Origin of the sequence: Delftia sp. UME58 (assembly GCF_014170385.1) — a bacterium.
Taxonomy (GTDB): Bacteria; Pseudomonadota; Gammaproteobacteria; order Burkholderiales; family Burkholderiaceae_C; genus Comamonas; species Comamonas acidovorans.
In genome coordinates this window covers 1-22685 of record NZ_LZZV01000115.1, presented here as the reverse complement: position 1 = coordinate 22685, position 22685 = coordinate 1, and the positions used below count along the sequence as shown (strand labels likewise).

Below are 22685 nucleotides of genomic sequence, written 5' to 3'. Positions count from 1 at the left end.
CCGGCCCGTGCGAGCAAGGGCTGCGCACGCACTCAGCCCAGCTTGTGCCGTGTCCTGAGCAGTCCCACACCCAGCGCGATGAAGGTGCCGCCCACGATGCGGTTGAACAGCTTGGCGTGCGCCACCAGGTGGCCCTTGATCAGGGAGATGAGCAGCACGTAGCAGGCGTGCGAGATCAGGGCGCAGACCGCGAAGGTGGTGGTCAGCACCAGGTACTGCGTGAGCAGCGGCTCGCCCGGGACGACAAACTGGGGAAACAGCGCCGAGAAGAACAGGATGGCCTTGGGATTGGTCAGCGACACGCCCATGCCCTGTGCCACCAGTTGCCAGTTCCTGCGCTCGCGCCGCTGGGTGGGGGCCAGGCCCGCATCGCTGCCCAGCAAGCCGTCCTTGCTGCGCCAGCGCTTGACGCCCAGCCAGATCAGGTACATGGCGCCCGCCACCTTCATGGCCAGAAATGCATGGGCCGACATGGCGAGGATGGTCCCCATGCCGATCATCGCCAGCCCGGACACCACAAAGATGCCGACCGAGCTGCCCAGCGAACTCAGTGCCGTTCGCCTTGCACCCACGTCCACCGAGTTGGAGATGGCCAGCAACACGGCGGGGCCGGGGGTGAAGCACATCAACAGCGAGACGCCGCAGAAAACAAGCCAGTGGGCGATGGTCATGATCGGGGGGAGGTCGGTGGGGGAAGACAGCCGACATTCTCGGGCAATTGGGGGGTCTTCGCGGCCTTGGCATTGCCAATGGCACCGGTCCGTGCAAACAGCTGCATGGCCCAGCCCGCGCAGGCCGCCGCACAGGCCCAGACCAGCCCCCAGCCCTGGGCCGACAGCAGATGCGGTATGGCCAGGGGCACCAGAAAGCAGACCGCGAACACGGAGGTATTGGCCATGCCCAGCGCCGTGCCTGCGCGGGCTGCACCGGCCAGCCCGGCCAGCTGCGTGTAGGCCACGCCATGCCAGGCGGACACGCAGATGCCGCAGATGCCCAGCATCACCATGAGAGCCACACCCATCGCAGCAGAACCGGCCGGGTGGCCGGACCAGCTCAGGACCGCAAGGCCTGCGAACAGCACCAGGGTGAGCTGGCAGCAGGCGCGCAGAAAGGCAGGCCTGTTCCGGTGCCTGTCGGTCCAGCGGCCGCTCCAGATCCGCAAGGCCATGGAAACCAGTTGCACGACCGACATGAGGGCCGCCGCCGCGCCCAGCCCCAACTGGGCATAGTCATGCAGGAATACCGTACCGAAGGACAGCACGGCGAACTGCGGGGCGCACAGGATGCCGATGCCGGCGGCCATGCGCCAGGCCTGCAGATCGCGCAATGGGCCGGGCGTGGTGGTTGCGGCGCGGTCCGGCGCGGCGGCCTTGCTTCGAAGCGGTGACTGCGGCGGCTCCTGAATCCACAGCGCGGCGAATGCGGCAGCCCCAAGGCACAGCGCAGCCAGCACGCCATAGACGGCGGCAAAGCCTGCATGCGTGGCCAGGCTGGTCAGCAAGGGCGCGCCGATGGCGCCACCCAGCGGCACGGCGGTCTGGCGGATGCTCATGGCCAGGCCGCGCTCGCCTTCGGCAAACCAGCCCATGACTGCCCGGCCGCTGGCACCGTTCACGCTGCCGCCCAGCAGCCCCACCAGCACCAGGCCGCCAGCCAGCAAGCCAAACGGCGGGACATGGGCCGGCGATGGCGAAGCCCATAGCGCCATGGCCACCAGGGCCACGGCCGTGCCGCACAGGCCGAGCAGCAGCACCGGCCGGTCACCCCAGCGGTCCGTCAGCAATCCCCAGGGCAATTCACTGAGCGCAATGCCCAGGCCCATCAGCCCCAGCGCCAGGCCCAGCGTCCGGGTGTCCAGCTGGTAGCCCGAACGCATGAGGATGGCCGTCATGGGAATCCCGCTGAAAGCCACGGAAAACGCGGCATTGGCGATGACGCCTGCCGCCAGCACCTTCCAACGGTGGCTGGGCGGGGAGGGCAAGGGCAGGGGGCCTGGATCGGCGCTGGGTGCAGGAGAAGAGGAGGTCATGGGCGGCAGTATGTTGGGCCTCAACCATCCTGAAAATCACATAATTTCGCATCTACAATCCATTTTTTCAGCACGATTGGGGCTTGGCAATGACACGCGTTCTCTATGACCTGGATGTGCTGCGCACCTTTTGTACCGGCGTCGAACTGGGCAGCTTTGCCCGGGCGGCGGACCGGCTGGGCCGCTCCACATCGGCCGTCAGTGCCCAGCTCAAAAAGCTGGAGTCCCAGTGCGGCACGCCCTTGCTGCGCAAGTCCGGCCGGGGGCTGGTGCTGACGGAGGCGGGGGAAACCTTGCGCGGCTACGCGCTGCGCCTGCTGGAGCTCAACGACCGCGCCGTGGCGGCCGTGCGCGGCAGCGAGCTGCGCGGCCTGGTGCGCCTGGGCCTGCAGGAAGACTTGGGCGAAAGCGTGCTGCCCCATGTGCTGGGGCAGTTCGCACGTACCCACCCGCACGTGCGCATCGAGGCCAGCGTGGCCCGCAGCGATGAACTGCGCGAACGCATGGCCCTGGGCCAGTTCGACCTGGCGCTGCTCTGGGATGTGGGCATGAACCATGCCTGCGTGCATGGCGAGCACATCATGCGGCTGCCGCTTCAGTGGATTGGCCCGGCATCGCTGGATGCGGCCGAGGCCGGCTGGGCGCGCGGCCTCAACGGCGGGGTGCAGGGCGATGAGGCGCTGCCCCTGGCCATGCTTGAGGCGCCTTGCCCCCTGCGGGACATCGTGACGGCCGCCCTGGACAAAAAGGGCCTGGCCTGGCGCCACGCCTTTAACAGCGCCAGCCTGACCGCCGTCTGGGCCGCCACGGCGGCCGGCCTGGGCCTGTCCGTGCGCACGCCGTTCGGCCTGCCCGCCCACGTCAGGCCGCTGGATGCACAGGCCCTTGGCCTGCCGGCCCTGCCGTCCATGGACCTGATCCTGGGCCGCGCCGCGCTGGATGCCCCGGAGCCCGTGGACCGCCTTGCGCGCATCCTGGTCGATGCCGTGCGCGAGCATGTGCGCAGGCAGGAAATCGCAATTTGAATTTATTTCTTCGTGATCAGGCCGCTGAAATACTCATTCAGGTCACGAAAATCCTTCACCGTCCAGGCATGGGGCGGTACTTTTACGCCGTTTTCCCGCAAGGTGCGGGGAATCAAATCTCCATTCGGGCGAAGAATGACGGACGAGACAATCACGCCCGGATAATCATGCAGCCTTTTTCTGAAGGCGGCGGTCGTCAGGTCGGGCGTGGGAGGGTTGCTCTTGTTGGCCAGCGGGCCCGTGCCCCTGGCGTCTGCCCCGTGGCACATGGCGCATCTCGATGAATAGAGCTGCTTGCCATTGCTGTTGTCCGCAAATGAGGGCGATGCCTGAATGACCAACGATATTCCCAATGACGCGGCGAAGAGTATTTTCATTTGCTCGTGGATTTTTTGTATGAATCTGATCCGCCGCGATCATATTGCCTTCCAGGACCACGCTGGACGCTTGCCTGGCTGCCAGCCACGCGCCAACGAAAAAGCCCTGCAGTGCAGGGCTTGTGAATGAGGCGAGAGGGCGCGCCTGGCTTACTTCTTCGCGTATTCGAACTTGGGCAGCGCCTTCAGCGCGTCCTTGGTGGCGCCGGGCAGGGTGATCTTGTTGTTTTCCACGCGGAACTGGTTCACGGGAATGGCCACGTCATGCTTGCCCAGGCCCAGGAAGCCGCCCGCGCCGATGATGGCGTACGACACGGCCTTGTCGGGTGCGACGATCACATCGTCGATCTTGCCCACGGCCTTGCCTTCCTCGTTGTAGACGCTCTTGCCCAGCACGGACTTCTTCAGGCTCCAGCCTGTGGCCACGGCCTGGACTTCAGTGGCCGCCACGCCCAGCGTGGTGGTGCCCGCCACGGGCTGGGCCCAGCTGGTGGAGGCTGCACCTGCGATCAGTGCGGCAGCGATCAAACCCATCTTCAGCGTCTTGTGACCTGTCATAGAGAACTCCTGGAAAACAAAATTTGAAGCCCTCATTAGGAGCGCTGCGCAAGCGCATGGAGATCGGAAAAGCAAGCAAAGGCCTGTCAGCCAATCGAGCGGCGCGGCGAGGAGCTTGCCTACAAGCGTCATGATGGATTTCAATACGGGCAGTGCCCGGTCATTGGTATCGATGCCGCAGACCATGGGCCGGTCTATCTTCAATATCCCGGCGCGCAGGTGTTTGGTGCCAAAGGCATTACTGAGCGTCCAGAAGCGGTAAGAGCTCCTGCAGCTTGTCCAGCGCGCCGGGGCCTTTGAGTTCGGAGATGGTGCCCAGCGGCTCCGTGTCTTCAACAATCACATAGGCCATGGACCACTTGGCAAAACGCCTTTGATCAAGGCGTGCCTGCGGAAACAGGGGCGTGAAGTTGATGTGACGTTCATCGCGCGAGATGGACTCCACCAGCAGGGCCAGTTGCTCTGGCGGGCCTTCGACATACTGGAAGAAGCGTTCACCGTCGAAAACCAGCATGCCCGTGATCCCGGCCGACCAGTTGAAGGTGCGTGCGGCCTTGATGATCCCCGCGATGCATGTGGTGTCAGCCCCTGGGGCCAACTGGCTGTGATAAAGGAAACATTCGAGAGAATTTTCTCGCATATCCTCCCCCTTTCTGAGTTGTAGGGCGGCGATGGTATGCGTTGCGCGAAGGTGATCACGTAGGTGCGCAACCCGTTGTTGCATATGTAACCATACTGCTCGACGCCACGGGCCTGGGCGGCTGCAGGGCCCAAGGTCCACAAGCCCCCACAAGCCCCCACAAGCCCCAACAAGCTCTGGCGGGCAGGGCATGCGGGGGCCTGGGGACTGCCTCGCCCGTTTCACCGGTCGCATGCGGCGCAGCGCCGGACCAGCCGCCAAGGCCAGCAGCAAGCTGCCCAAGGCCAGCAGCCCCGGGGTGGAGGCAGGAATGGCCGCCGCCTCGGCAACCGTTTGCACCCATTGGATGCTGGCTGGCGCGTTGCGCGCGTCGCCACTGTAGTCGACCGTGATGGTGTGCGCCCCCAGCGCGGACAAGGCCACGCGCAGCCGGGCGCGGGCATTTGCATCCAGGGCGATCGAGCCCAGGAGGCGCCCGTTCTCCGCCAGCGTGACCGTGCCTGTGGGCAGGGCCTGCGCTTGGGCCTGGACAGCGTTGTGCTGCGCCGCAGCGCCAGGGGCGCCCGTGACCTGGATGCTGAACACGATGTCCTCGTCCCTGCGCGACGGGTTGGGCGTGGAGCTGATGCCGAGCACGCTGGCAAGGCCCTGGACATCGCCCTCGCGCGTGCCGCTGCTGGCCGCGAACTGGGCATCGCCCGCATAGCTGGCCGTGAAGACCTGGGCCGGGCCGGCGGCACCAGGCGTGAGTTCGCAGCGCGCCAGGCCGTTGGCCAGCGTGGCCGTGCAGCTGGCTTGCGCGCCTGAAATGGTGACGGTGCCGCCCGGCGCCTGCGCGTTGCTGGCGGCAGCGCTGACCGAGGCACTGACCTCGGCGCTGACCTCGGCGCTGTTCCCCACGGTGAGCGAGCCGGGCAGGGTGAGCACGGTCCGTGAGGCGGCTTTTCCGACATCCACCGCCTGGCTGGCCTCGCTGGCCTCAAAGCCCGCATCGCCCGGGTAGCTGGCACGGAGGTTCAGATGGCCCGCCGACGAGAACGGTCCGAGCACACAGCTGGCTGCACCCTGGACCAGCACCGCCGTGCATTGGCTTGCCCCGGCCGAGATGGTGACGTTGCCCGTGGGGATGAGCGCTCCGGGCGGCTCGGCCGTCACGCGCACGCTGGCCGTCACCGGTGTGTCCGCTGCGATGGAGGAAGCTACCGTCAGCGCCGTGCGGCTGCTCGCGCGGTCCACGCGCACCCTGAACACGGCCGATTCCGAAGGCAGCAGGCCCGCCGCCGCGCCGCCCGTGTAGCGGGCCACCAGCGAATGCGCTCCCACGGGCAGGTCCAGGGAGAGGCGGGCCTGGTTGTTCGCATCCAGGTTCACCGCCGCGCCTTGCTGCACGCCTTCACGGAACACGGCCACTGCACCCGTCAGGCGCGCAAGAGGTCCTTGCACGGTGGCTGTGACCACCATGGGCTGGCCATGGACGGTCAGGCTGCTCTCGGCCGCGAGGGCGGTCAGCGTGTCGGCCTGGACCATCACGTCCATGCTGTGCCGGGCCTGGTCGTCGCCATTGCTGGTCACGGTGAGGGTGCGCAGGCCCGGGTCGCGCAGGCCGAAGCTCACGGCCTGGCTGCCCGTGCCCTGCTTGAGCCGGGGCGCGGGCACGGTGTCGTCGGGGTTGCTGCTGGAGAAATTCCAGTAGAGGGTGCCGTCGTCCAGCTGGGCCACGGAGTCGTCCACCGCCAGCACATAGGCAAAGGGGCCCGTGAGCGGGGTTGTGACGGCCGCGCTGCCGGGCCAGTCCAGTGTCAGCTGGGCGGGGCCGGTGAGCAGGGGCACCGGCAAGGGCAGGTTCTCGTAGTGGACCACGAAGCGGTTGTTGTGGCCCGGCAGGCTGATGAAGCCGTCGTAGGTCCCCACTTCGCGGTTCGCACGCCCCAGGTCCAGCCAGTAGCCGGCCACGGGCCAGCGTCCGTACATGAAACGGAACATATAGGGCGTGGAAAGCGTGGCGCTGGGGCCCGAGGCCGGCGTCGAGCGGTAGATGTCCGACTGCAGCAGGCCCGTCCATTGGATGGATCCGGTGGGTGAAGCGAGGGTGCCGTAGCCCAGGATGGGCGACAGCCCGATGCTGGGGAAGGATTGGCCTATGCGCGCCCGGACGGAATGAGACTCCACCCCGCGGCTGCAGGTGATGTTCTGCTGCGCGCTGAAGCACCAGGTGCGCTGGAAGGTGCGGTCATCGGGGTCGATGAAGGTGGGGGCCTGCGGATCGGGCCGCGGTGTCACCGCCGTGATGTAGCGGGGCTGGCCCGCGCCCCAGGCCTGCATCTTGACCGGTGTGGCCGTGTCGCTGGTGGCGGCGATGGCGTACAGCGGCCCCACATCGTCCGAGGCGTTGTAGGCATCGGCAATCGCCCGCACGGCGATGGGGCCGCTGTCCAGCAGCGCCACCTGGTGGTCCTGGCCGGCGACCAGGGCTGTCCTGCCCTGGGGCTGGGCGGCGGGGTCCGGGGGACTCCACTGGGATCCCGTGCGCGCCTGGCCGAAGGGGGAGGTGAACCACTTGAGAGGCTGGGCCTGGCTGGACGGCGGCGCGGGCGCGCGGGTGCGCAGCACCAGGCTCTGGCGCATGCCCAGGCCATCGGGAAAGGCCGAGCGCGCCTGTGCGCGCTTGAGGGACTGCAAGGGCGTGACGGGACTCAGGAAATACGCATAGGCGGCGTCGCCCGCGCCGGTGTATGGGGGGGCTTGCAGCAGCAGTTCGGGATCTTTCACGAAATCCGTGTCCGCCACCGCAGGATCGCTGGCCGAATAGCGGAAATTGCGCACATTGGGCGCCTGCGAATAGATGTCGGTCGTCGAGGTGGTGCCGAAGGCATCGGACAGGGTGATGAACAGCTTGGCCTCGGGCGCCAGCGAGGTGGGGATCGGATCCTGGTCGCTGAACAGCTTGACGTAGGTGGTCTGCTCCTTGGCGCCTATGGCGACATCCGCGGCATTGGCGCCTGCCTCGGGGCGCAGCACCAGGGACAGGTGGCGGCCCTGGCCTACCCGTTGCTTCACGAAGCCGGTGACATCGAAGGAGTAGTAGCCCGCATGGGTGACCGCAGGCGTGGCCGCAGGATCGTCGGCATCCCGCGCCTGCGTGGAGCCTGCCGTCAGCGCGCTGCAATCGGGCCGCTCCGATTCCAGCACGTAGCAGTCCTGCCCGGCGGCCTCGTCGGCCATGGCCAGGCGCAGGTGGCCCGTGCGGCCAACGCTTTGGACCAGAACCACCAGCCGGGCGCTCAGCACCTTGGCTGGCGTGAGTGCATAGGGCTGCCGGTTCGCACTGCTGTGGGTATCGCTGTCCCATGACACCGCGTCGATATCGCCCGAAGGCAGGCTGTCCAGGCTGAACTTGAGCCAGGCGCTGCTGCTGGCGTTGACGGCCAGCGTGGGGTTCCAGGCCGCATAGCTGCCCGTGGCGCCCAGTTCGCCGTCTGCCACCAGCGGCGCCTCGATCCAGGAGGGGCTGCTGTAGGTGGGCCCGGTGCATCCCGCCAGCAGGACGGCGCACAACGCAAGCCCGGACCACAAGGCCAGTGTCCATGCCCTGGTTCCTGGCAAGAGGACTCTGACAGGCAGGGCCTTGAAGTGGAATCCGCAGTGCATGGGAGCGTTCTCTGGCGGCGGTCAGGGAAGGTTTGGGGGCGGCCTCAATCTAGGGCGTTTGTGCCGGCCTGTCTGTCCCCCTTTCGGGCTACAAGCGTCTCCTTTTGCTCTCTGTCCCTTTCTCGCCTGCCCAAAGAAACAGCCCCGCAGGCACCAAGGCCGTGCGGGGCTGAGCAAAGCCGGGAGTGCTTTCGTCAGAATTTCAGGCTGTCACTGCCTTCGGCGCGCAGCGTCCTGGTGTCGAAGTCGACCGAGAAATGGTCGCTGGGCTTGCCCGAGCCCAGGCCCTTGAGGATGGAGAACACCTGCTTGAAGCTGTACTGGAAGGGCTGGCCCACGGGCGTGCTGTCGGCCAGCTTGTCGCCCGTCTTCTGGGGCGCCGAGGTCAGGGCAGGGAAGGCGCTCATCAGCAGGCGGTACTGCTGCACGCGCTGCTTGCCCATGTCGTTCAGCGACAGGGCGCCCGCGTAGACGGTGCGGTGGAAGTCGCCGTAGAAGGTATAGGCCGACACATTGGCCAGCGCGCTGAAGTCCACGCCCGCGGCCTGGGCCTTGGCGCGGGCGGCGTTCTCGGCCACGGCCCAGTCGGCAGCCCACTGCGCGGCATTGCCGGCCACGGGGCCACCTTGCAGGCAGCCGGCGCTGGGCTTGAACGGCACGGCAACGCCTTGCGCGGCCAGGCCGGCGAGCTGGGCGTAGGTGACCTTGGTGTCCAGCTGGGCCATGGTCAGCATCTGCTGCAGGTTGAGCTGGCTGACCAGGTCCTTCATGTCGCAGGCCCAGTACTCGTCCAGGAAGCGCAGGCGCGACAGCTCGCCGAAGTAGCGGCTGGTGAAGTCGCCATAGCTGGTGCTGGACAGAATGGCCTTGTCCCAGCGGCGCTTGGCGTCCTCGGGCTTGCTGCTGCCTTCCACGTACTTCCATTCCATCTCGTACAGCGGAAAGAGCTCGTTGAAGCGCGGAACATTGTTCAGCGCCACGGTCTGCACGTCCACCTTGCGCGGCGTGTCGAAGCGCACGATCTTGTAGGCCGCGCCATAGACGGCCAGCGACGGCGACTGCACGTTCACCAGGTACTTGCCGCTCTTGCTCAGGTAGTCGTTGGTGCCGTTGAAGTGCATGTGGCCGCCGATGTGCAGCGGCAGGCCCGTGGCGGCCACCGCCTCGGCCGTGGCCTGCTCGGGCACGCGCGCCGTCTGGAAGGCGCCGGGCTTGAAGGCGGCCTTGATGGCATCGGTCTGGTTGGCGTAGAAGTCCATGGTCGGGTAGTGCGAGAAGGCCACCAGCTGCTTGCCCTGGGCCTTGGCGCGCGCGCTCACCGATTCGATCCACGCCATCACGCTCTTCTTGTGCGTGGTCATCTTGTTCCAGCCTGCATTGCCGGCGCCGGTGAAGCCCTTGGGCGAGTTGGGCTTGGCGGGGTCCAGCTTGTCCGGCACGAAGACGTTGGCGTCCACCGACAGCAGCCACAGGCCCTTGACGGGCTCGACCAGGTAGCTCACATCGGCAATGCTGGTGCAATTGGTGTAGCCGGCCTGCTTGAACTTGCCGCCTTCGCCTTCCTTGCAGATCTCGTAGCTGCGCTGGCCCAGCCGGGCCTGTCTGGTGGCCTCGGCATGGCTGTACTTGTCCTGCGCGTAGGTGCTGTAGGGGGTCTCCCAGTACACGTCCTTTTCATTGGGCATCAGGCCGTAGGGGGCCAGGTCGCGCAGCAGCGAGGCATAGCCTTGCTCCATCAACTGGTCGGTACAGACCACGTTGGCTTCGGCGTTCAGGCAGCCCTGGTAGTTCTTGGCGTAGACCTTGACCGTGCTGCCGTTGGCGGCCATGAAGTCGTCCTTGCCTTTTTCGTCATCGTCGTAGGGGGCGACAGGGTCATGGTTGCCGGGCGCGATGAAAAAGCGCATGCCCTTTTTCTCGTACTCGGCCAGCACGGCGCGAAAGCCGTTCACGTTCAGCGGCTGGCCGTCGTCGGAGAAGTCGCCGGGAAAGGCCACCAGCTTCACGCCCTTGGCCAGCGAATCGTCCAGCGCGGCGCGGAAGGCGAAGTAGTTCTCGTTGAACAGCCGCGTGGAAGTCAGCTGCGCATACATGGTGCGGATGGTGGCGAACATGCCATTGGCCGTGGGAACGCCCTTGAAGCCGCTGTTCTTGAGGTCGCCGTACACGTCCTGGAAGTGCACATCGGCCATGAAGGCCACGGCCTGGCTGTTCGTTCCCCCATCTGCCCTATCGCCATCGCTGCCACCACAACCCGCCAGGGCCAGCGCTGCGGCACCGGCCACCATTCCCAATTTCCAGACTTGCATTCTTCGTGTTGCGCGGGGCGCTCTGTTTGACAAAGTCCGGCATTGTCTGCAGACCATGTTTCATGGGCGTGACAGGGCAACCCGGCCTGGCGTGGTAGACGGCGTCCGACTTTTGCAGGGGCAGGCACGCAGCAGGCACGCAGCAGGCACGCCGATTGCTACGTATCCATGGCCTGCAACCATAGGCGGAGAGTGCCCATGAATTCCATGAATCACCCCTTGCTGAGGCTGACCGATTCAACCCCGGCCCTCGGGCGCGGCAAATTCAGGCCCGGCAAATACACGGGCCACCGCACGTCGGCCGTCTTGCCGCAGCTGCGCAGAATCGGCGTGTTCCGCGCGCGCCGCTTTGGGGATCTGCTGTGCGCCACGCCCGTTCTGCGTGCATTGGCTGCGGCCTGGCCCAAGGCACGCATCACCCTGATCGGGTTGCCCGAGGCCGAAGGCCTGGCGCAAAGGCTGTCTTCGGTAGATGACTTCGAGCTGTTTCCCGGCTGGCCCGATCTGCCCGGCGTGCCCTCGGCCAAGGCCGATGAATACAGCTTCTTCCAGCGCCGCATGCGTTCGCGCCGCTTTGACCTGGTGGTGCAATTGCACGACTCGGGCCGCAATACCAATGCCCTGGTCGCCAACTTTGGCGCGCGCCGCAACGCGGGCTTTGCGGACCCCGATGACTGGGTGCCCGAGGCGGATTCCCTGCGCTTTGTGCCCTGGCCCGGGCAGGGCAGCGAAGTGCTGGGCCTGCTGGCCCTGACCGACTACATGGGCCTGCCGCGCCGCGGTCTCAAGCTGGACCTGCCGCTGAATGCCGATGACCGTGCCCGCGTCCGCCCGCTGCTGCCCGCAAGCCGCCGCTACGCCATCGTCCACCCGGGGGCGCGGCTGGCTGTGCGCCGTTGGTCCGCCAGCGGCTTCGCGGCCGTGGCCGACCGGCTGGCGCAGGCGGGGCTGGAAGTGGTGCTCACCGGCAGCGAGGACGAGCGCGCCCTGGTGGCATCGGTGGCCGCGCAAATGCGCCACCCCGCGCTGGACCTGAGCGGCCGCACCGACATCTGGATGCTGGGCGCGGCGCTGGCATCGGCCAGCGTGGCCGTGTGCAACAACACCACCGTCTCCATGATGGCTGCTGCCCTGGGCACGCGCAGCGTGGTCGCCTCGCAAGCCGGCGAAGTGGACCGGGGTCCGCCGCTGGACCCGCAGCGCCACCGGGTCTTCACCCCCGGCAACGATGCGCATGCCGCCGAACTGCTGGCGCAAGCAGCGCTGGCGCTGGCGGATGAAGAGCTGGCGTGAGGCATGCCGGGCCCGGCCGGTAACCGGTCAAGGTGGGCAGCAAGCTGCAGGCGAGGTGCCCGCCCAGGGCCAGGGCACCCTCGGCGCCGTCAGTGCGGCCGCCCGGGCGCAAGCGGGACCAGTTCCATCCGGTCCCGTCCCTTGCGCTTGGAGGTGTAGAGGGCTTCGTCGGCCTGCTTGAGCCAGTGGGACAGCTCCACCCCCGGTTGGTCGAACAGGGTGGCACCGATGCTCAGCGACACCGGTTCCGGCGTCTCGAACATGGTGCGCGCCTGCTGCGCGAAGGCCTCGCGCAAGTCCTGGCCCAGCGCCTGCGCTGCCGCGTGGTCGACGCTGCGCAGCACGATCACGAACTCGTCCCCGCCCAGCCGTGCGGCCAGTGCGCCGCGCGGCAGCGCGCTGCGTATGAGGTCGCTCAGGGTCAGCAGCAGGCGGTCGCCGGCATCGTGGCCGTGCAGGTCGTTGACCTGCTTGAAGTGGTCGATATCGATCAGCAGCAGGGCGCAGGGGTTGGCCGGCGAGGCCTGCTCCAGCAGCTGGGGTGCGCGCAGATAGAGCGCGCGGCGGTTGTCCAGTGCAGTGAGCGGGTCGCGGGCGGCGATCTGCGCGATGCGTTCCTCGCGGCGATGGCGCTCCGTGCCGGTCATGGACATGGCGAGCAGCATGATCGCCATCACGCCTTCCACCAGCGACACCAGGATCACCGTGCCGTGGAAATTGGCCAGGTTGATGAAGGTGTCCAGCGCCACGGCCGAGGCGGCCTTGGCGAGATAGAACAGGCCGTGGGCCAGCAGAACGAAGCGCAGTTGCGCCGCGCCCACGCCCAGCGTGCCGCCCTGCGGACGCAGCAGCAGGCCGGCGCGCAGGCTGATGACGGCGATCAGCAGCGACTGGATGCCCAGCATTGCCCTGGACCACCACGGCCCGCCGGGCAGGAACAGCATTGCCAGCCAGACGATGGCCACCAGCCACCACGCGCGCGGCAGCCGGGCGTGCGTGAACGCGGCAACGCCGGCCAGGAACAGCCAATGCGCGGATATCAGCAAGCCGTTGGGAAACCAGATGCCGAACAGCACATGGCCGCTGGAGCGCAGCAGGGCCAGCACACAGCCCACGGCGATGATGGCGAACCCCCCGCTCCAAAGCAGCAGTGAGCGTTCGCGCACGTTGCTCCATTCCGCAGCCAGATACAGCGCCGAGGCGGCGGCCATGGCCGTGGTGAGAACGAGCAGGGTGAAGGGATCGAGAACCATGGACGATGAAGGTATCGGCGCAGGCAGGCTCCGTGCAATAGCTGCCAGGCAAGGAGCAATGCGGCGGAGGTCGGGGCCGCCGCATTGAAATGGAGCGGAGCGCCCGGCCGAATTGTCGCAGGATGCGGGCCTTCAGGCGCTTGCTGCGCGGCAGTCCGTTGGGTGCAAGTCACGGATCGGGCTGCCCTTGAAAGGGAGCCCATGGCCTGATTTCCGTGACACGACCGCCTTGGCGCTGGTCAGCGCGGATGCGGCTGGAGTCTTGAACAGCCAGCTTGAACAGCCAGCCAGATCGGAGCACCGTGGGGCACGGTGACCGGGGAGCCGGCTGTCAGGTGGCTGCTGCGTGCAGGCGGGTATTGAAAAGCGGCCCTTGTGTGAAGGCGGCCAGACGTTTGGCCAGCCACAGCACGGCCAGGTCCACCAGGGGCTCCACCAGCACCACGCACATGTAGGCGGCACCAAAGCTTGCGACCTCGGTCATGGTGGCCAGGCTGGCGCCATGGCCGTAGATGGCCCAGAAGGCGACCCACAGCACGATGCCGCCCTGGTAGGTGGTGGACAGGGCCAGGGCCTGCCGGTAGCCGATGTCCACATAGGCCGTGCCGGCCGGAATCAGCCGGCGCGCCAGCTGGCTCACCGCATACAGCGGCACCAGCAAGGTGGTGACGTTCATGCCGTACTGCGGCAGGTCGAAGGGCGCAAAGAACAGGCCCTGGACCAGCAGGCCGCACGCCAGGCCGATGGCCGCCGCACCCGCGCCGAACATCAGCAGCAAGGTCGATCCCAGAATCAGATGGACCTCGGATACGCCGACCGGCTCATGCGGGAACACCTCGAAGAAGCTGAACACCAGCGCGGTGGTGATCACACTGCGCACCAGCAGCGCGAGCGCGCCGCCGTTGTCGCGCAGGCTTTGCCGTGCCAGGGCGGCGGTCAGGCCGAAGGCCGCTGCGGCAGTGACGTAACTGAGGGCGATTTTCTCGGGGCTGACGACGCCGGGTTCGATGTGCATGGGAGGTCCTGAGCAGGCAAGGTCCGTTGGAAAGCCGGCGGGCACCGACTGCACAACGGCAAAGGCACCGAGCATAGCCGGGGACGGTGTGCTGCGCCATACCGCGCAGCCACAGGGGCGGATTTTCGATACTGGTCAAGCGGACTTCGCCGCCCATCGAGACAGGCGCAACCCGGTCTGCTGGCTGCCACCGGAGTCCCCTTCCCGAATCACCGGGCCACCTTCCGCTGACCGGCGCCACCCACCTCAATGCACCGGCCGATTCAACCGCCTGCTCGCCCTCGATATCGCGTAGTTCACAAGGCAGTACAGCACCGCCACCACCAGATACACGGGCACCAGCGCGTGGTAGTTGGCGATGAGCACCTTGGCGTTCTGCATGAGTTCGCCGTAGGTGACGATGTAGCCGAAGGTGGTGTCCTTGACCACGATGACCAGTTGCGCGACCAGGGCCGGGACGATGTAGCGCAGGGCCTGCGGGAAGACGACGAGCCGGAAGACCTGGACCTCGGTCAGCCCCAGGCTTCGCGCGGCATCGGTCTGGCCGCGAGGGACGGCCAGCACGCCTGCGCGGTAGACCTCGGCCACCACGGCGGCGGTGCTCAGGCCTATGGGCAGGGTCAGCATCCAGTACGTGCCGAGCTTGATGCCGGCTGCGGGAAGCACCAGAAAGCACACGTAGATGAGCAGCAGCGTGGGCGTGCCGCGCAGGAATTCGATGACGGCGATGCTGGGCCAGCGCACGATGCGTGGCCGCGCCAGGCGCCCCGCCAGCAGCACCAGCCCAAGGCTCAGCGCAATGGCGGCGGCCATGGCCGAGGATGCCAGCGTGCCCAGCAGGCCCCTGGCCAGAAAGGCCCAGGTGGTGGGCCAGGCGAAGAACTCCCAGAACCGGGCCTCGAGCTGGCCTGCGGAATGAAAACGCCACACGACGCCCGCAGCCAGCGCAATCAGCCCGGCCGCGGCGATCAGGCTGACCACCTGCGTGATCTTCCTGGCCTGCGGGCTGGGCGCGCCAAACAGAATGTCTTCCAGAGAACGGCTCATCGCAGTATCCGCAGCTTCTTTTCCAGGATGGCGCCCACCCAGGCAATGAGCAATCCGCTGGCCACGTACAGGGCGGCGGCCACCGCGAACGCGGCCATGCCGGCGGCGGAGTCGTTGGCGATCTTGGACACCAGCGCCGTGAGCTCCCGGCCCGCCAGCGGCACCTGGGACGCCAGCGAGGTGGACAGCATCAGCGCAATGAGCAGCGACGTCATCGGCTGCACCACCGAGCGCAGCGCCTGCGGCAGCACCACGGCCGAGATGATCTGCATGGGCCGCATGCCCAGGCTGAGCGCGGCCTCGATCTGGCTGCCGGCAATGGTGTTGATGCCCGCGCGCAGATAGTCCGCCGTGAACGCGGAGCAGACCAGGGTCAGGGCCAGGATCACGCTGGGCTCATAGTCGATCACGACATTGAGATCGGGCAGCGCGAACACGATGAAGATCAGCAGCGCCACGCTGGGAATGTTGCGGAAGATCTCGACGTAGGCGGTCAGCACGAAGCGCAGCGGCGGCAGCGGAAGAAGCCTGAGCACCGTGACGACCACGCCCAGCAGGAAGCCGGGCAGGAACGAGAAGGCAGTGAGCTTCCAGGTCAGCAAGAGGGCCTGCCAGAAGGCAGGCCCGTGGTCGGCGAGGAGCCGGGAGATGTCACCCATCGTTCAGGGCAGGGCGGGCGGCGTGGGAACGGCCGTGCTGCCGGTGCGCTGTCCGATGGAGATGGTCCACAACTTGGCCCAGGTGCCATCGGCTTCGATTTTCTTCAGGAAGGCGTTGATGAAGGCCACGCCGTCCGAGCCCTTGGGCAGGCCGATGCCGTAGGAGTCCTGGGCGCCAAAGGGCGCGCCTGCCAGCCGTGCGTCGCCAGTGCCCAGGCTCAGGGTGTTGAGCAGCAGCGTGTAGTCGGTCACGTAGGCATCCACGCGGCCCTGGCGCAGGGAGTCCAGCGCTTCCTGGTGGGTCTGGAACTCCTGCACGGCGGCCTTGGGCGCGTGCTGCGCCAGGATGGCGGGGCCCGTGGAGCCGGCCTGCGTGGCCACCTTCTTGCCTGCCAGATCGCTGTACGACTGCACGGTCTTGTTGCTTGCCTTGACCAGCACCCCGGCCTGCGAGGTGTAGTAGGGGCCGGCAAACGAGATCTTCTCGGCGCGTGCGGGGGTGATGGAGTAGGTGGCGATCACCATGTCCGCCTGGTTGTTGATGAGCACCTGCTCGCGCGTGGACGAGGTCACCTGTGCGAACTGGTACTTGGAGGCATCGCCCAGGATGTAGCGCGTGAGCAGCTGGGCCAGGCCTGCGTCGAAGCCGCGGATCTTGCCGTCCTTCTCGTTGAGCAGGGAGAACAGATTCGAGGTCTGGGTGCTGCCCAGGCGCAGCGTGCCGGTCTGCCTGATCTTGCTGGCCCAGGTGCTCGATGCGATGGTCGCGGCGTCGGCGACGGGCCCTTGCGCCACCAGGGCGTCGAACGCCGCTGTGTTCAGGGGCGCGCCCTGCGCAAAAAGCGATCCACTGCCCACGATCGCCAGCGTCACCACGGTGGATTTCAGAATGGATTTGATGGGCATGTGGTCTTCCTGCTTGGTCTGTGATGTAAATCTGGGGATGGCTGCCAGGGGCAAGGGCCGATTATGGCGACTCGCGGCCCTTGCTGCCGCACAAAGGCTCAGTCCCCGGTCACGCGCCGGTCACGCGCCGGTCATGCGCCGGTCACGTGCTGGCCATGCGCCGACCGGGCGCGATGGTGGGGGCTGCGGCATTGAGCGTCTCGATCGCATAGCCGGCAGCGGCCTTGTACCGGGCCATGAAGCCCTCGCGCTCCTCGCGCGGCAGCACCTTGTCGATATGGTCGAAGACGCCGCCGCAGCGCTCGTCCACCAGCCCCAGCAGGCCGAAGGGGCCGGCACCGCGGTTGCGCAGCACCAGGGCCGAGATGTCCTTGCACAGCCTGTCGTCATAGGCGCGCAGCGCCTGCGGACCCACGCCGTGCTCCAGCAGCTGCGCGCCCAGCACGCGCGCATCCACGATGGCCTGGCTGGCGCCGTTGGAGCCCACCGGGTACATCACATGCGCCGCATCGCCCAGCAAGGCCACGCGGCCGTCCACCCAGGTGGGCACGGGGTCGCGGTCGATCATGGGGTACTCGAAGACGTCCGTGGCGCCGCGCAGCATGGCCGGCACGTCCAGCCAGCCGTAGTCCCAGCCGTCGAAGTGGTGGATGAATTCCTCCAGCGCCACGCGCCGGTTCCAGTCGCCTTGCTGCCAGCCGCCGTCGTTGTCCACCGTGATCTCGGCGATCCAGTTGATGGTGGCCAGGCCCGTTGCCGGGTCCGGCGGCGTGATGGGGTACAGCACCACGCGATGGCGCAGCGAGCCCACGCCCACGAAGGATGCGCCGGTGCGCACCGGCACGCCCGGCGTAGTGCCGCGCCACATGATGGCGCCGCCCCACTGGATGGGCGGCTGCGCGGGGTGCATCTGCGCACGCACGGCCGAGTGCAGGCCATCGGCCGCCACCAGCAGCGAGCCCTGCACCTCCAGGCGCTCGCCATCGCGGGTGTCGATGAGCGCGGTCACGCCCTCGGCGTCCTGCCGGTAGCCCACCACGCGCCGGCCCAGTTGCACCGCGCCCTCGCCCAGGCGCTCCCGCACGGCGTTGAACAGCATCATCTGCAACTGCCCGCGGTGCACCGCGTACTGCGGCCAGCGGTAGCCGGCCTGCAGCCCGCGCGGCTCGGCATACACCTCGTTGCCGTTGCGGCCCACCAGCGCCCATTCGCGCGCCTGCAGGCCGATGGTGTCCAGCACATCGTTGCCGAAACCCAGGTCATGCAGCTCCCGCACCGCGTTCGGCTGCAGGTTGATGCCCACGCCCAGCGGCTGCAGCTGCGCCACCGACTCGAACACCATGCAGGGCACGCCGATCTGGTGCAGCGTGAGGGCAGTGGCCATGCCACCGATGCCGCCGCCGGCAATCAGCACGGGGCGCGGGGAATTCGTGGGGGATGCAGCAGACATGGCGAGATTGTCCATGCATTGGCGGCCGGCAAATGTCACGGCCGCGGCGCATGGGAACGGCCTGCTCACATGCGGACGAGACGTTCCGCGGAAACTGTACGGATGCCGAGGCTCACGCGATGACAGGGCCTGCCCAGGAATGCCCCACCAGCAGGGTGGGTCCCGCAGGAGGACCTGCACGGCCCGATGCGGGCAAGGCGGTGAGAGCCACGGCCAGCGCCGTGGCAATGACTGTGGCGATGTGTGAGACACCCAATGGTTTCTCTGGCGCTTCAAGCCCTCACCACGGCTGCGTTGCCAGCGCACTGCGGCGCGAAGGCCTCGGCGCGGATGGCTGGCTCGAAACCCTGCACCGAGACCAGGACAAGCTGGTGCAGCACGAAAGAGTCTTCCGCAATCATGGCGTCGAGCTCGGCGCGGCTGCTGCATGACGCCAGCGCCAGTCCGCCAGACTTGTCTTCGAATGGGCCTGCCACCAGGATGCGGCCCGCGGCAGCGTGCCGGGCGAGCCATTGCTTGTGGGCCTCCAGATGTGCTTGGACTTCTTCCAGAGGGCGGACATATTTCACGGAAACGATGTAGAGCATGAAAGGACTTCGATGAGGTTGCAAGGGAAGCGGCAACTGCTTCGCGGGACCTCAGGATCGCCCAACGCCTGCCGGGAGTCCAAGACAAAATATGGGAAAGTTGAGTCCTCAAAGGACTCAACCATGCTTGATTTGCGCCAACTGCGGTACTTCATCGCAGTCGCCGAAGCGGAAAATGTCGGACGCGCTGCCGAACAACTGCACATCTCCCAATCTCCGCTGAGCCGGCAGATCAGGCTTTTGGAGGATCAGCTCGGCGTGCTGCTGTTCGAGCGAAGCAGGCAGCGCATCCGGCTGACTCAGGAAGGGCGGGATTTGCTCGGCGAGGCCCGCACGCTGATGGCCAACGCGAATCGAGTCGAAACCTTCGCGCGGCGTCTGGGCGCCGGCAATGCCGGGCGGCTGGCCATAGGCTATGTGGAGGGGGCGATGTACGCAAACATCGTCAGTCCCAGCGTGCGCGCCTTCAGGGCCGGCAGCCCCTTGGTGACGCTGTCCCTGCAAGGCCTGGGCAGTGCCACGCAGTTCGACTACCTTCAACGGCACATGCTGGATGTCGGCCTGGCCTACCGCATGCCCGAGCGCGAGTCCGGCCTGAGCAGTGCCCTGGTGCTGGACGAGGCTGTGGCCCTGGCGATCCCGAAAGGGCATCCTCTGTGCGGCTCAAGAACCCTTCAGCCGGCGCAGCTGGATGGCCAGACATGGATCGCCGTGACCCGCCAGCCGGTGGACACGATCCGTTCAGCCCTGCTGGCGGCGTGCCAGGAGGCGGGGTTTACGCCGGATATCGTCTACGAGACGACGGATCCGCTGGCGTCGCTCTACCTCGTGAGCTCGGGGCTTGGCGTCACGCTGGTGCAATCCGCCCTCAAGACCAAGGCACCGGAGGGCGTCGTCTTCAGAGATCTGAAATGGCTGAGGCTGCGGGTGAAGATCTATCTGGTCTGGCGCAGCAATGATGCCCGGCCTATCGTGACGGCGTTTCGCGAGGCCGTCTGCACGCTCGCCGCAGTCTGAAAACCGGGTGGTGTTGCCGGAGTCCATCGGGCGTTGTGCGCATCGCGGATGAAAAATGTATGATGAGCAACATGCGAATCACAAATTCCAGCGCCCGGGCTTCGGCCAAAGAGGCCACGCACGAGCGCATCGTCTCCGTGGCGGCCCGGGCCATCCGCCGCAGCGGCTATGGCGGCACCGGCGTGGCGGACATCATGAAGGAGGCGGGCTTGACGCATGGCGCCTTCTACGCCCATTTCGCCTCGCGCGATGCCATGCTGGCCGAAGCCGCGGGCAAGGCCTGCGCCGAGTCCTGTGCCGCCGTCGCCGACGTGGTGGCCAAGGCGCCGCCCGGCATGGCGCTGCAGGCCATGCTGGCCGCCTATCTTTCCAAGGAACATGTCCAGCGCGCCGAGGTGGGCTGCCCCCTGGCGGCCCTGGGTTCCGAGACCTCGCGCCAGGCGCCGGAGGTGCGCCGCGTGGCCACGGGCCACATCAAGGAAATGGTCGATCTCATCGCCCGCCAATCGCCGGACTGGGGACAGCCCGGCGCCCATGAGCGCGCGCTCGTCACCTTGTCCACCATGGTCGGCAGCCTGCTGCTGGCACGGGCGGTGGACGACCCTGGCCTGTCCGACAGCCTGCGCGAGGCAGCACTCAAGCACCTGGCGCCGGCCAGCCATTGATGGCGCATGCCCTGTGCATATGCCTGGATTTTTTTCGCCGTTACATATGATGATCATCATATAAAGGAAGACCATGAAGGCATTCATTCTGGAAAGCCATGGAGCGAGCCGCGCCTTGCAGCTGGCAGAGGTGCCCGAGCCGCAGCTGCGTGACGACGAAGTCCTGGTCCGGGCCCATGCCGCAGGCGTGAACCAGCTGGACTCCAAGATCAGGGACGGGCAATTCAAGCTCATCCTGCCCTATCGCCTGCCCCTGATCCTGGGCCACGACGTGGCCGGCGTGGTGGTCAAGGTCGGCCCGCGCGTGCGGCAGTTCAAGCCCGGCGACGAGGTCTATGCACGCACGGATGATTTCCGGATCGGTACGTTCGCGGAGTTCGTGCCGGTCAGGGAGTCGTCGCTGGCGCCAAAACCGGAGGGGCTCACGATGGAAGAGGCGGCCTCCATTCCCCTGGTGGGCCTGACGGCCTGGCAGGCACTGGTGGAGACAGCGAAGCTGACGAAGGGGCAAAGGGTCTTCATCCAGGCCGGCTCCGGCGGCGTGGGCACGTTCGCCATCCAGTTGGCCAGGCACCTGGGCGCCACTGTGGCCACCACGACGAGCGCGGCCAACTTCGAGCTGGTCAGGAGCCTGGGCGCGGATGTCGTCATCGACTACCGCACGCAGGACTTCGAGGACGTCCTGCACGACTACGACGTGGTGCTCAACAGCCAGGACGGCAAGACGCTTGGCAAATCCCTGCGCGTGCTCAAGGGCGGCGCGAAGCTGGTCTCCATCTCCGGCCCACCCGATCCAGCGTTTGGCAGAAACATCGCGGCGCCCGCATTCGTGCGGCTGGTGATGCGGCTGCTCAGCTCCGGCATCAGGCGCCGGGCGCGAGGCCGTGGCATTGACTACTCCTTCCTCTTCATGCGGGCCGACGGCGGCCAGCTGCGCGAGATCACCCGCCTCATCGAAGCGGGCGCCATCCGCCCGGTCGTCGACAAGGTCTTCGCATTCGAGTCCACCAACGAGGCCCTTGCCCATGCCGAAGCCGGCCATGCCAAGGGCAAGGTCGTCATCAAGATCCGTTGAATCTGTTTTTCCCCACCCCTGGAGCGATCCATGAAAATTGAAAACGCTGTTGTTCTCGTCACCGGTGCCAATCGTGGCATCGGCCTGGCCTTCGCACGCGAGCTGCTGGTCCGTGGCGCCCGCAAGGTCTACGCCGGCGCGCGCGACCCCGCCACGGTCACCCAGCCTGGCGTGCATGCCCTGCAGCTGGACGTGAACCGCCCGCAGGACGTGGCCGCCGCTGCGGCGCAGGCGTCGGACGTCACGCTGGTGATCAACAACGCCGGCATCGCCCAGCCCGGCGGCTTTCTGTCGCCCGACAGCGAAGAGGTCGCCAGGCGCATCTTCGAGACCAATTTCTTCGCCGTGCTGCGCATGAGCCAGGCCTTCGCGCCGGTCCTCAAGGCCAACGGCGGCGGGGCCTTGCTCAATGTGCTGTCGGTGGCCTCCTGGGTGAACGGCGGCGAGCTGGCTGCCTACTCGGCCAGCAAGTCGGCCGCCTGGTCGCTCACCAATGCCCTGCGCAACGAGCTTGCGGGCCAGAAGACGCAGGTGCTGGGCCTGCACATGGCCTATGTCGATACGGACCTCACGCGCGGGCTTGACGCGCCGAAGTCCAGCCCCGAGGACATCGTCAGGCGCGCGCTGGACGGACTGGAGGCCGGGCTCGATGAAGTGCTGGCCGACGAGCTCACCCAGCAGGTCAAGCGCGGCATGACGGCGGCCCGGCCAAGCTATCTGCCGCAGGGTGCCTGAGACCGGGTACGGCGGTCAGCCATGGGGGCCCATACGCATGGGCCGGCATGATCGGTCAGCGCCGGTCCGGCCTATATTTCCATGCTTGTTGAAATATCACATGCCTGCGGTGCTGGCGGGCGCCCTGTCCATCGAGCACTCGGGGGGGGCTCGGGGCTGGTGATGGATGCCATGGCGTAGTCCGATGAGGCGCGCGGGCAAGAGCAAGAGAAACGGCGTTCATGGCGCCGCCCTCCTGTACGAGATTTGAACCGCCCATCCCGCCCGTAACCCGTAGGGGCGAGCGGACGGGGCCCCACTTGCCGGGCGTCCAGCCTGACGAGACCTTCTTTGGGGAAGGCTCAGCCGCTGTGTGGTGAAGGTGTTTTGAAGCACCGGCCCCGGAACAGGGGGCTGG

Annotated in this window: 19 protein-coding genes; 6 read left to right on the top strand and 13 right to left on the bottom strand. The window is 67.0% G+C overall.

Features of this window, described 5'->3' with window-relative positions; all coding sequences use genetic code 11:
• Window positions 1–32: 32 nt before the first annotated feature.
• Window positions 33–671, bottom strand: a complete 639-nt coding sequence (locus tag A9976_RS30540) for a LysE family translocator (protein WP_012206205.1) — start codon at window positions 669–671, stop codon at window positions 33–35.
• Complete coding sequence (locus tag A9976_RS30535) at window positions 668–2029, bottom strand: MFS transporter (protein ID WP_183022085.1); 1362 nt, start codon at window positions 2027–2029, stop codon at window positions 668–670. Before A9976_RS30535 ends, A9976_RS30540 begins: the two co-directional genes overlap by 4 nt.
• Before the next feature lie 89 nt (window positions 2030–2118).
• On the opposite strand from A9976_RS30535, the gene A9976_RS30530 reads away from it, so the two are divergent.
• Window positions 2119–3054: a LysR family transcriptional regulator gene (locus tag A9976_RS30530; protein WP_183022084.1), complete on the top strand. Its 936-nt coding sequence runs from the start codon at window positions 2119–2121 to the stop codon at window positions 3052–3054.
• Between the two features lie 2 nt (window positions 3055–3056).
• Here A9976_RS30530 and A9976_RS30525 read toward each other — a convergent pair whose 3' ends face one another.
• The 4 genes from A9976_RS30525 to A9976_RS30510 all read right to left on the bottom strand — a co-directional run bounded on the left by A9976_RS30525 (window position 3057) and on the right by A9976_RS30510 (window position 10565).
• A complete protein-coding gene (locus A9976_RS30525) occupies window positions 3057–3431 on the bottom strand; it encodes a cytochrome c (protein ID WP_034395772.1) in 375 nt (124 codons plus the stop codon).
• Between the two features lie 150 nt (window positions 3432–3581).
• Window positions 3582–3989 carry a PRC-barrel domain-containing protein gene (locus A9976_RS30520; RefSeq protein WP_183022083.1) on the bottom strand — a complete coding sequence of 136 codons (408 nt, stop codon included), beginning with the start codon at window positions 3987–3989 and terminating at the stop codon, window positions 3582–3584.
• 238 nt (window positions 3990–4227) lie between these two features.
• The gene (locus A9976_RS30515) at window positions 4228–8202 is read right to left on the bottom strand and encodes an Ig-like domain repeat protein (RefSeq protein ID WP_183022082.1); all 3975 of its coding nucleotides are present in this window, start codon (window positions 8200–8202) and stop codon (window positions 4228–4230) included.
• 269 nt (window positions 8203–8471) lie between these two features.
• Window positions 8472–10565, bottom strand: coding sequence for a metallophosphoesterase (locus A9976_RS30510; RefSeq protein ID WP_259649370.1), 2094 nt, complete (start codon window positions 10563–10565; stop codon window positions 8472–8474).
• A 219-nt stretch (window positions 10566–10784) separates the two neighbouring features.
• Here A9976_RS30510 and A9976_RS30505 point away from each other — a divergent pair, with 219 nt between their 5' ends.
• The gene (locus A9976_RS30505) at window positions 10785–11879 is read left to right on the top strand and encodes a glycosyltransferase family 9 protein (RefSeq protein WP_183022080.1); all 1095 of its coding nucleotides are present in this window, start codon (window positions 10785–10787) and stop codon (window positions 11877–11879) included.
• An 89-nt stretch (window positions 11880–11968) separates the two neighbouring features.
• Here A9976_RS30505 and A9976_RS30500 read toward each other — a convergent pair whose 3' ends face one another.
• From A9976_RS30500 to A9976_RS30470, 7 genes are all read right to left on the bottom strand, one after another.
• Window positions 11969–13132: a GGDEF domain-containing protein gene (locus tag A9976_RS30500; RefSeq protein WP_183022079.1), complete on the bottom strand. Its 1164-nt coding sequence runs from the start codon at window positions 13130–13132 to the stop codon at window positions 11969–11971.
• A 331-nt stretch (window positions 13133–13463) separates the two neighbouring features.
• The gene (locus A9976_RS30495; RefSeq protein ID WP_183022078.1) at window positions 13464–14147 is read right to left on the bottom strand and encodes an energy-coupling factor ABC transporter permease; all 684 of its coding nucleotides are present in this window, start codon (window positions 14145–14147) and stop codon (window positions 13464–13466) included.
• A 246-nt stretch (window positions 14148–14393) separates the two neighbouring features.
• The gene (locus A9976_RS30490; protein ID WP_183022077.1) at window positions 14394–15194 is read right to left on the bottom strand and encodes an amino acid ABC transporter permease; all 801 of its coding nucleotides are present in this window, start codon (window positions 15192–15194) and stop codon (window positions 14394–14396) included.
• The gene (locus tag A9976_RS30485; protein ID WP_183022076.1) at window positions 15191–15853 is read right to left on the bottom strand and encodes an amino acid ABC transporter permease; all 663 of its coding nucleotides are present in this window, start codon (window positions 15851–15853) and stop codon (window positions 15191–15193) included. The genes A9976_RS30490 and A9976_RS30485 overlap by 4 nt, the downstream gene beginning before the upstream one ends.
• Window positions 15854–15856: 3 nt before the next feature.
• On the bottom strand, window positions 15857–16759 hold the full coding sequence (locus A9976_RS30480) for a glutamate ABC transporter substrate-binding protein (RefSeq protein WP_183022075.1): 903 nt from the start codon (window positions 16757–16759) through the stop codon (window positions 15857–15859).
• Window positions 16760–16901: 142 nt separating this feature from the next.
• Window positions 16902–18209, bottom strand: a complete 1308-nt coding sequence (locus A9976_RS30475; protein WP_183022074.1) for a flavin-dependent oxidoreductase — start codon at window positions 18207–18209, stop codon at window positions 16902–16904.
• Window positions 18210–18481: 272 nt separating this feature from the next.
• Window positions 18482–18796 (bottom strand): YciI family protein, encoded by a 315-nt coding sequence (locus A9976_RS30470; RefSeq protein WP_183022073.1) that lies wholly within the window; start codon window positions 18794–18796, stop codon window positions 18482–18484.
• Between the two features lie 123 nt (window positions 18797–18919).
• On the opposite strand from A9976_RS30470, the gene A9976_RS30465 reads away from it, so the two are divergent.
• The 4 genes from A9976_RS30465 (at window position 18920) to A9976_RS30450 (ending at window position 22288) form a co-directional block, all read left to right on the top strand.
• A complete protein-coding gene (locus A9976_RS30465; protein WP_183022072.1) occupies window positions 18920–19813 on the top strand; it encodes a LysR substrate-binding domain-containing protein in 894 nt (297 codons plus the stop codon).
• A gap of 59 nt (window positions 19814–19872) precedes the next feature.
• Window positions 19873–20478 (top strand): TetR/AcrR family transcriptional regulator, encoded by a 606-nt coding sequence (locus tag A9976_RS30460; protein ID WP_183022071.1) that lies wholly within the window; start codon window positions 19873–19875, stop codon window positions 20476–20478.
• A gap of 73 nt (window positions 20479–20551) precedes the next feature.
• On the top strand, window positions 20552–21553 hold the full coding sequence (locus A9976_RS30455) for an NADP-dependent oxidoreductase (RefSeq protein ID WP_183022070.1): 1002 nt from the start codon (window positions 20552–20554) through the stop codon (window positions 21551–21553).
• Between the two features lie 30 nt (window positions 21554–21583).
• Window positions 21584–22288 (top strand): SDR family oxidoreductase, encoded by a 705-nt coding sequence (locus tag A9976_RS30450; RefSeq protein WP_183022069.1) that lies wholly within the window; start codon window positions 21584–21586, stop codon window positions 22286–22288.
• Window positions 22289–22685 lie beyond the last annotated feature (397 nt).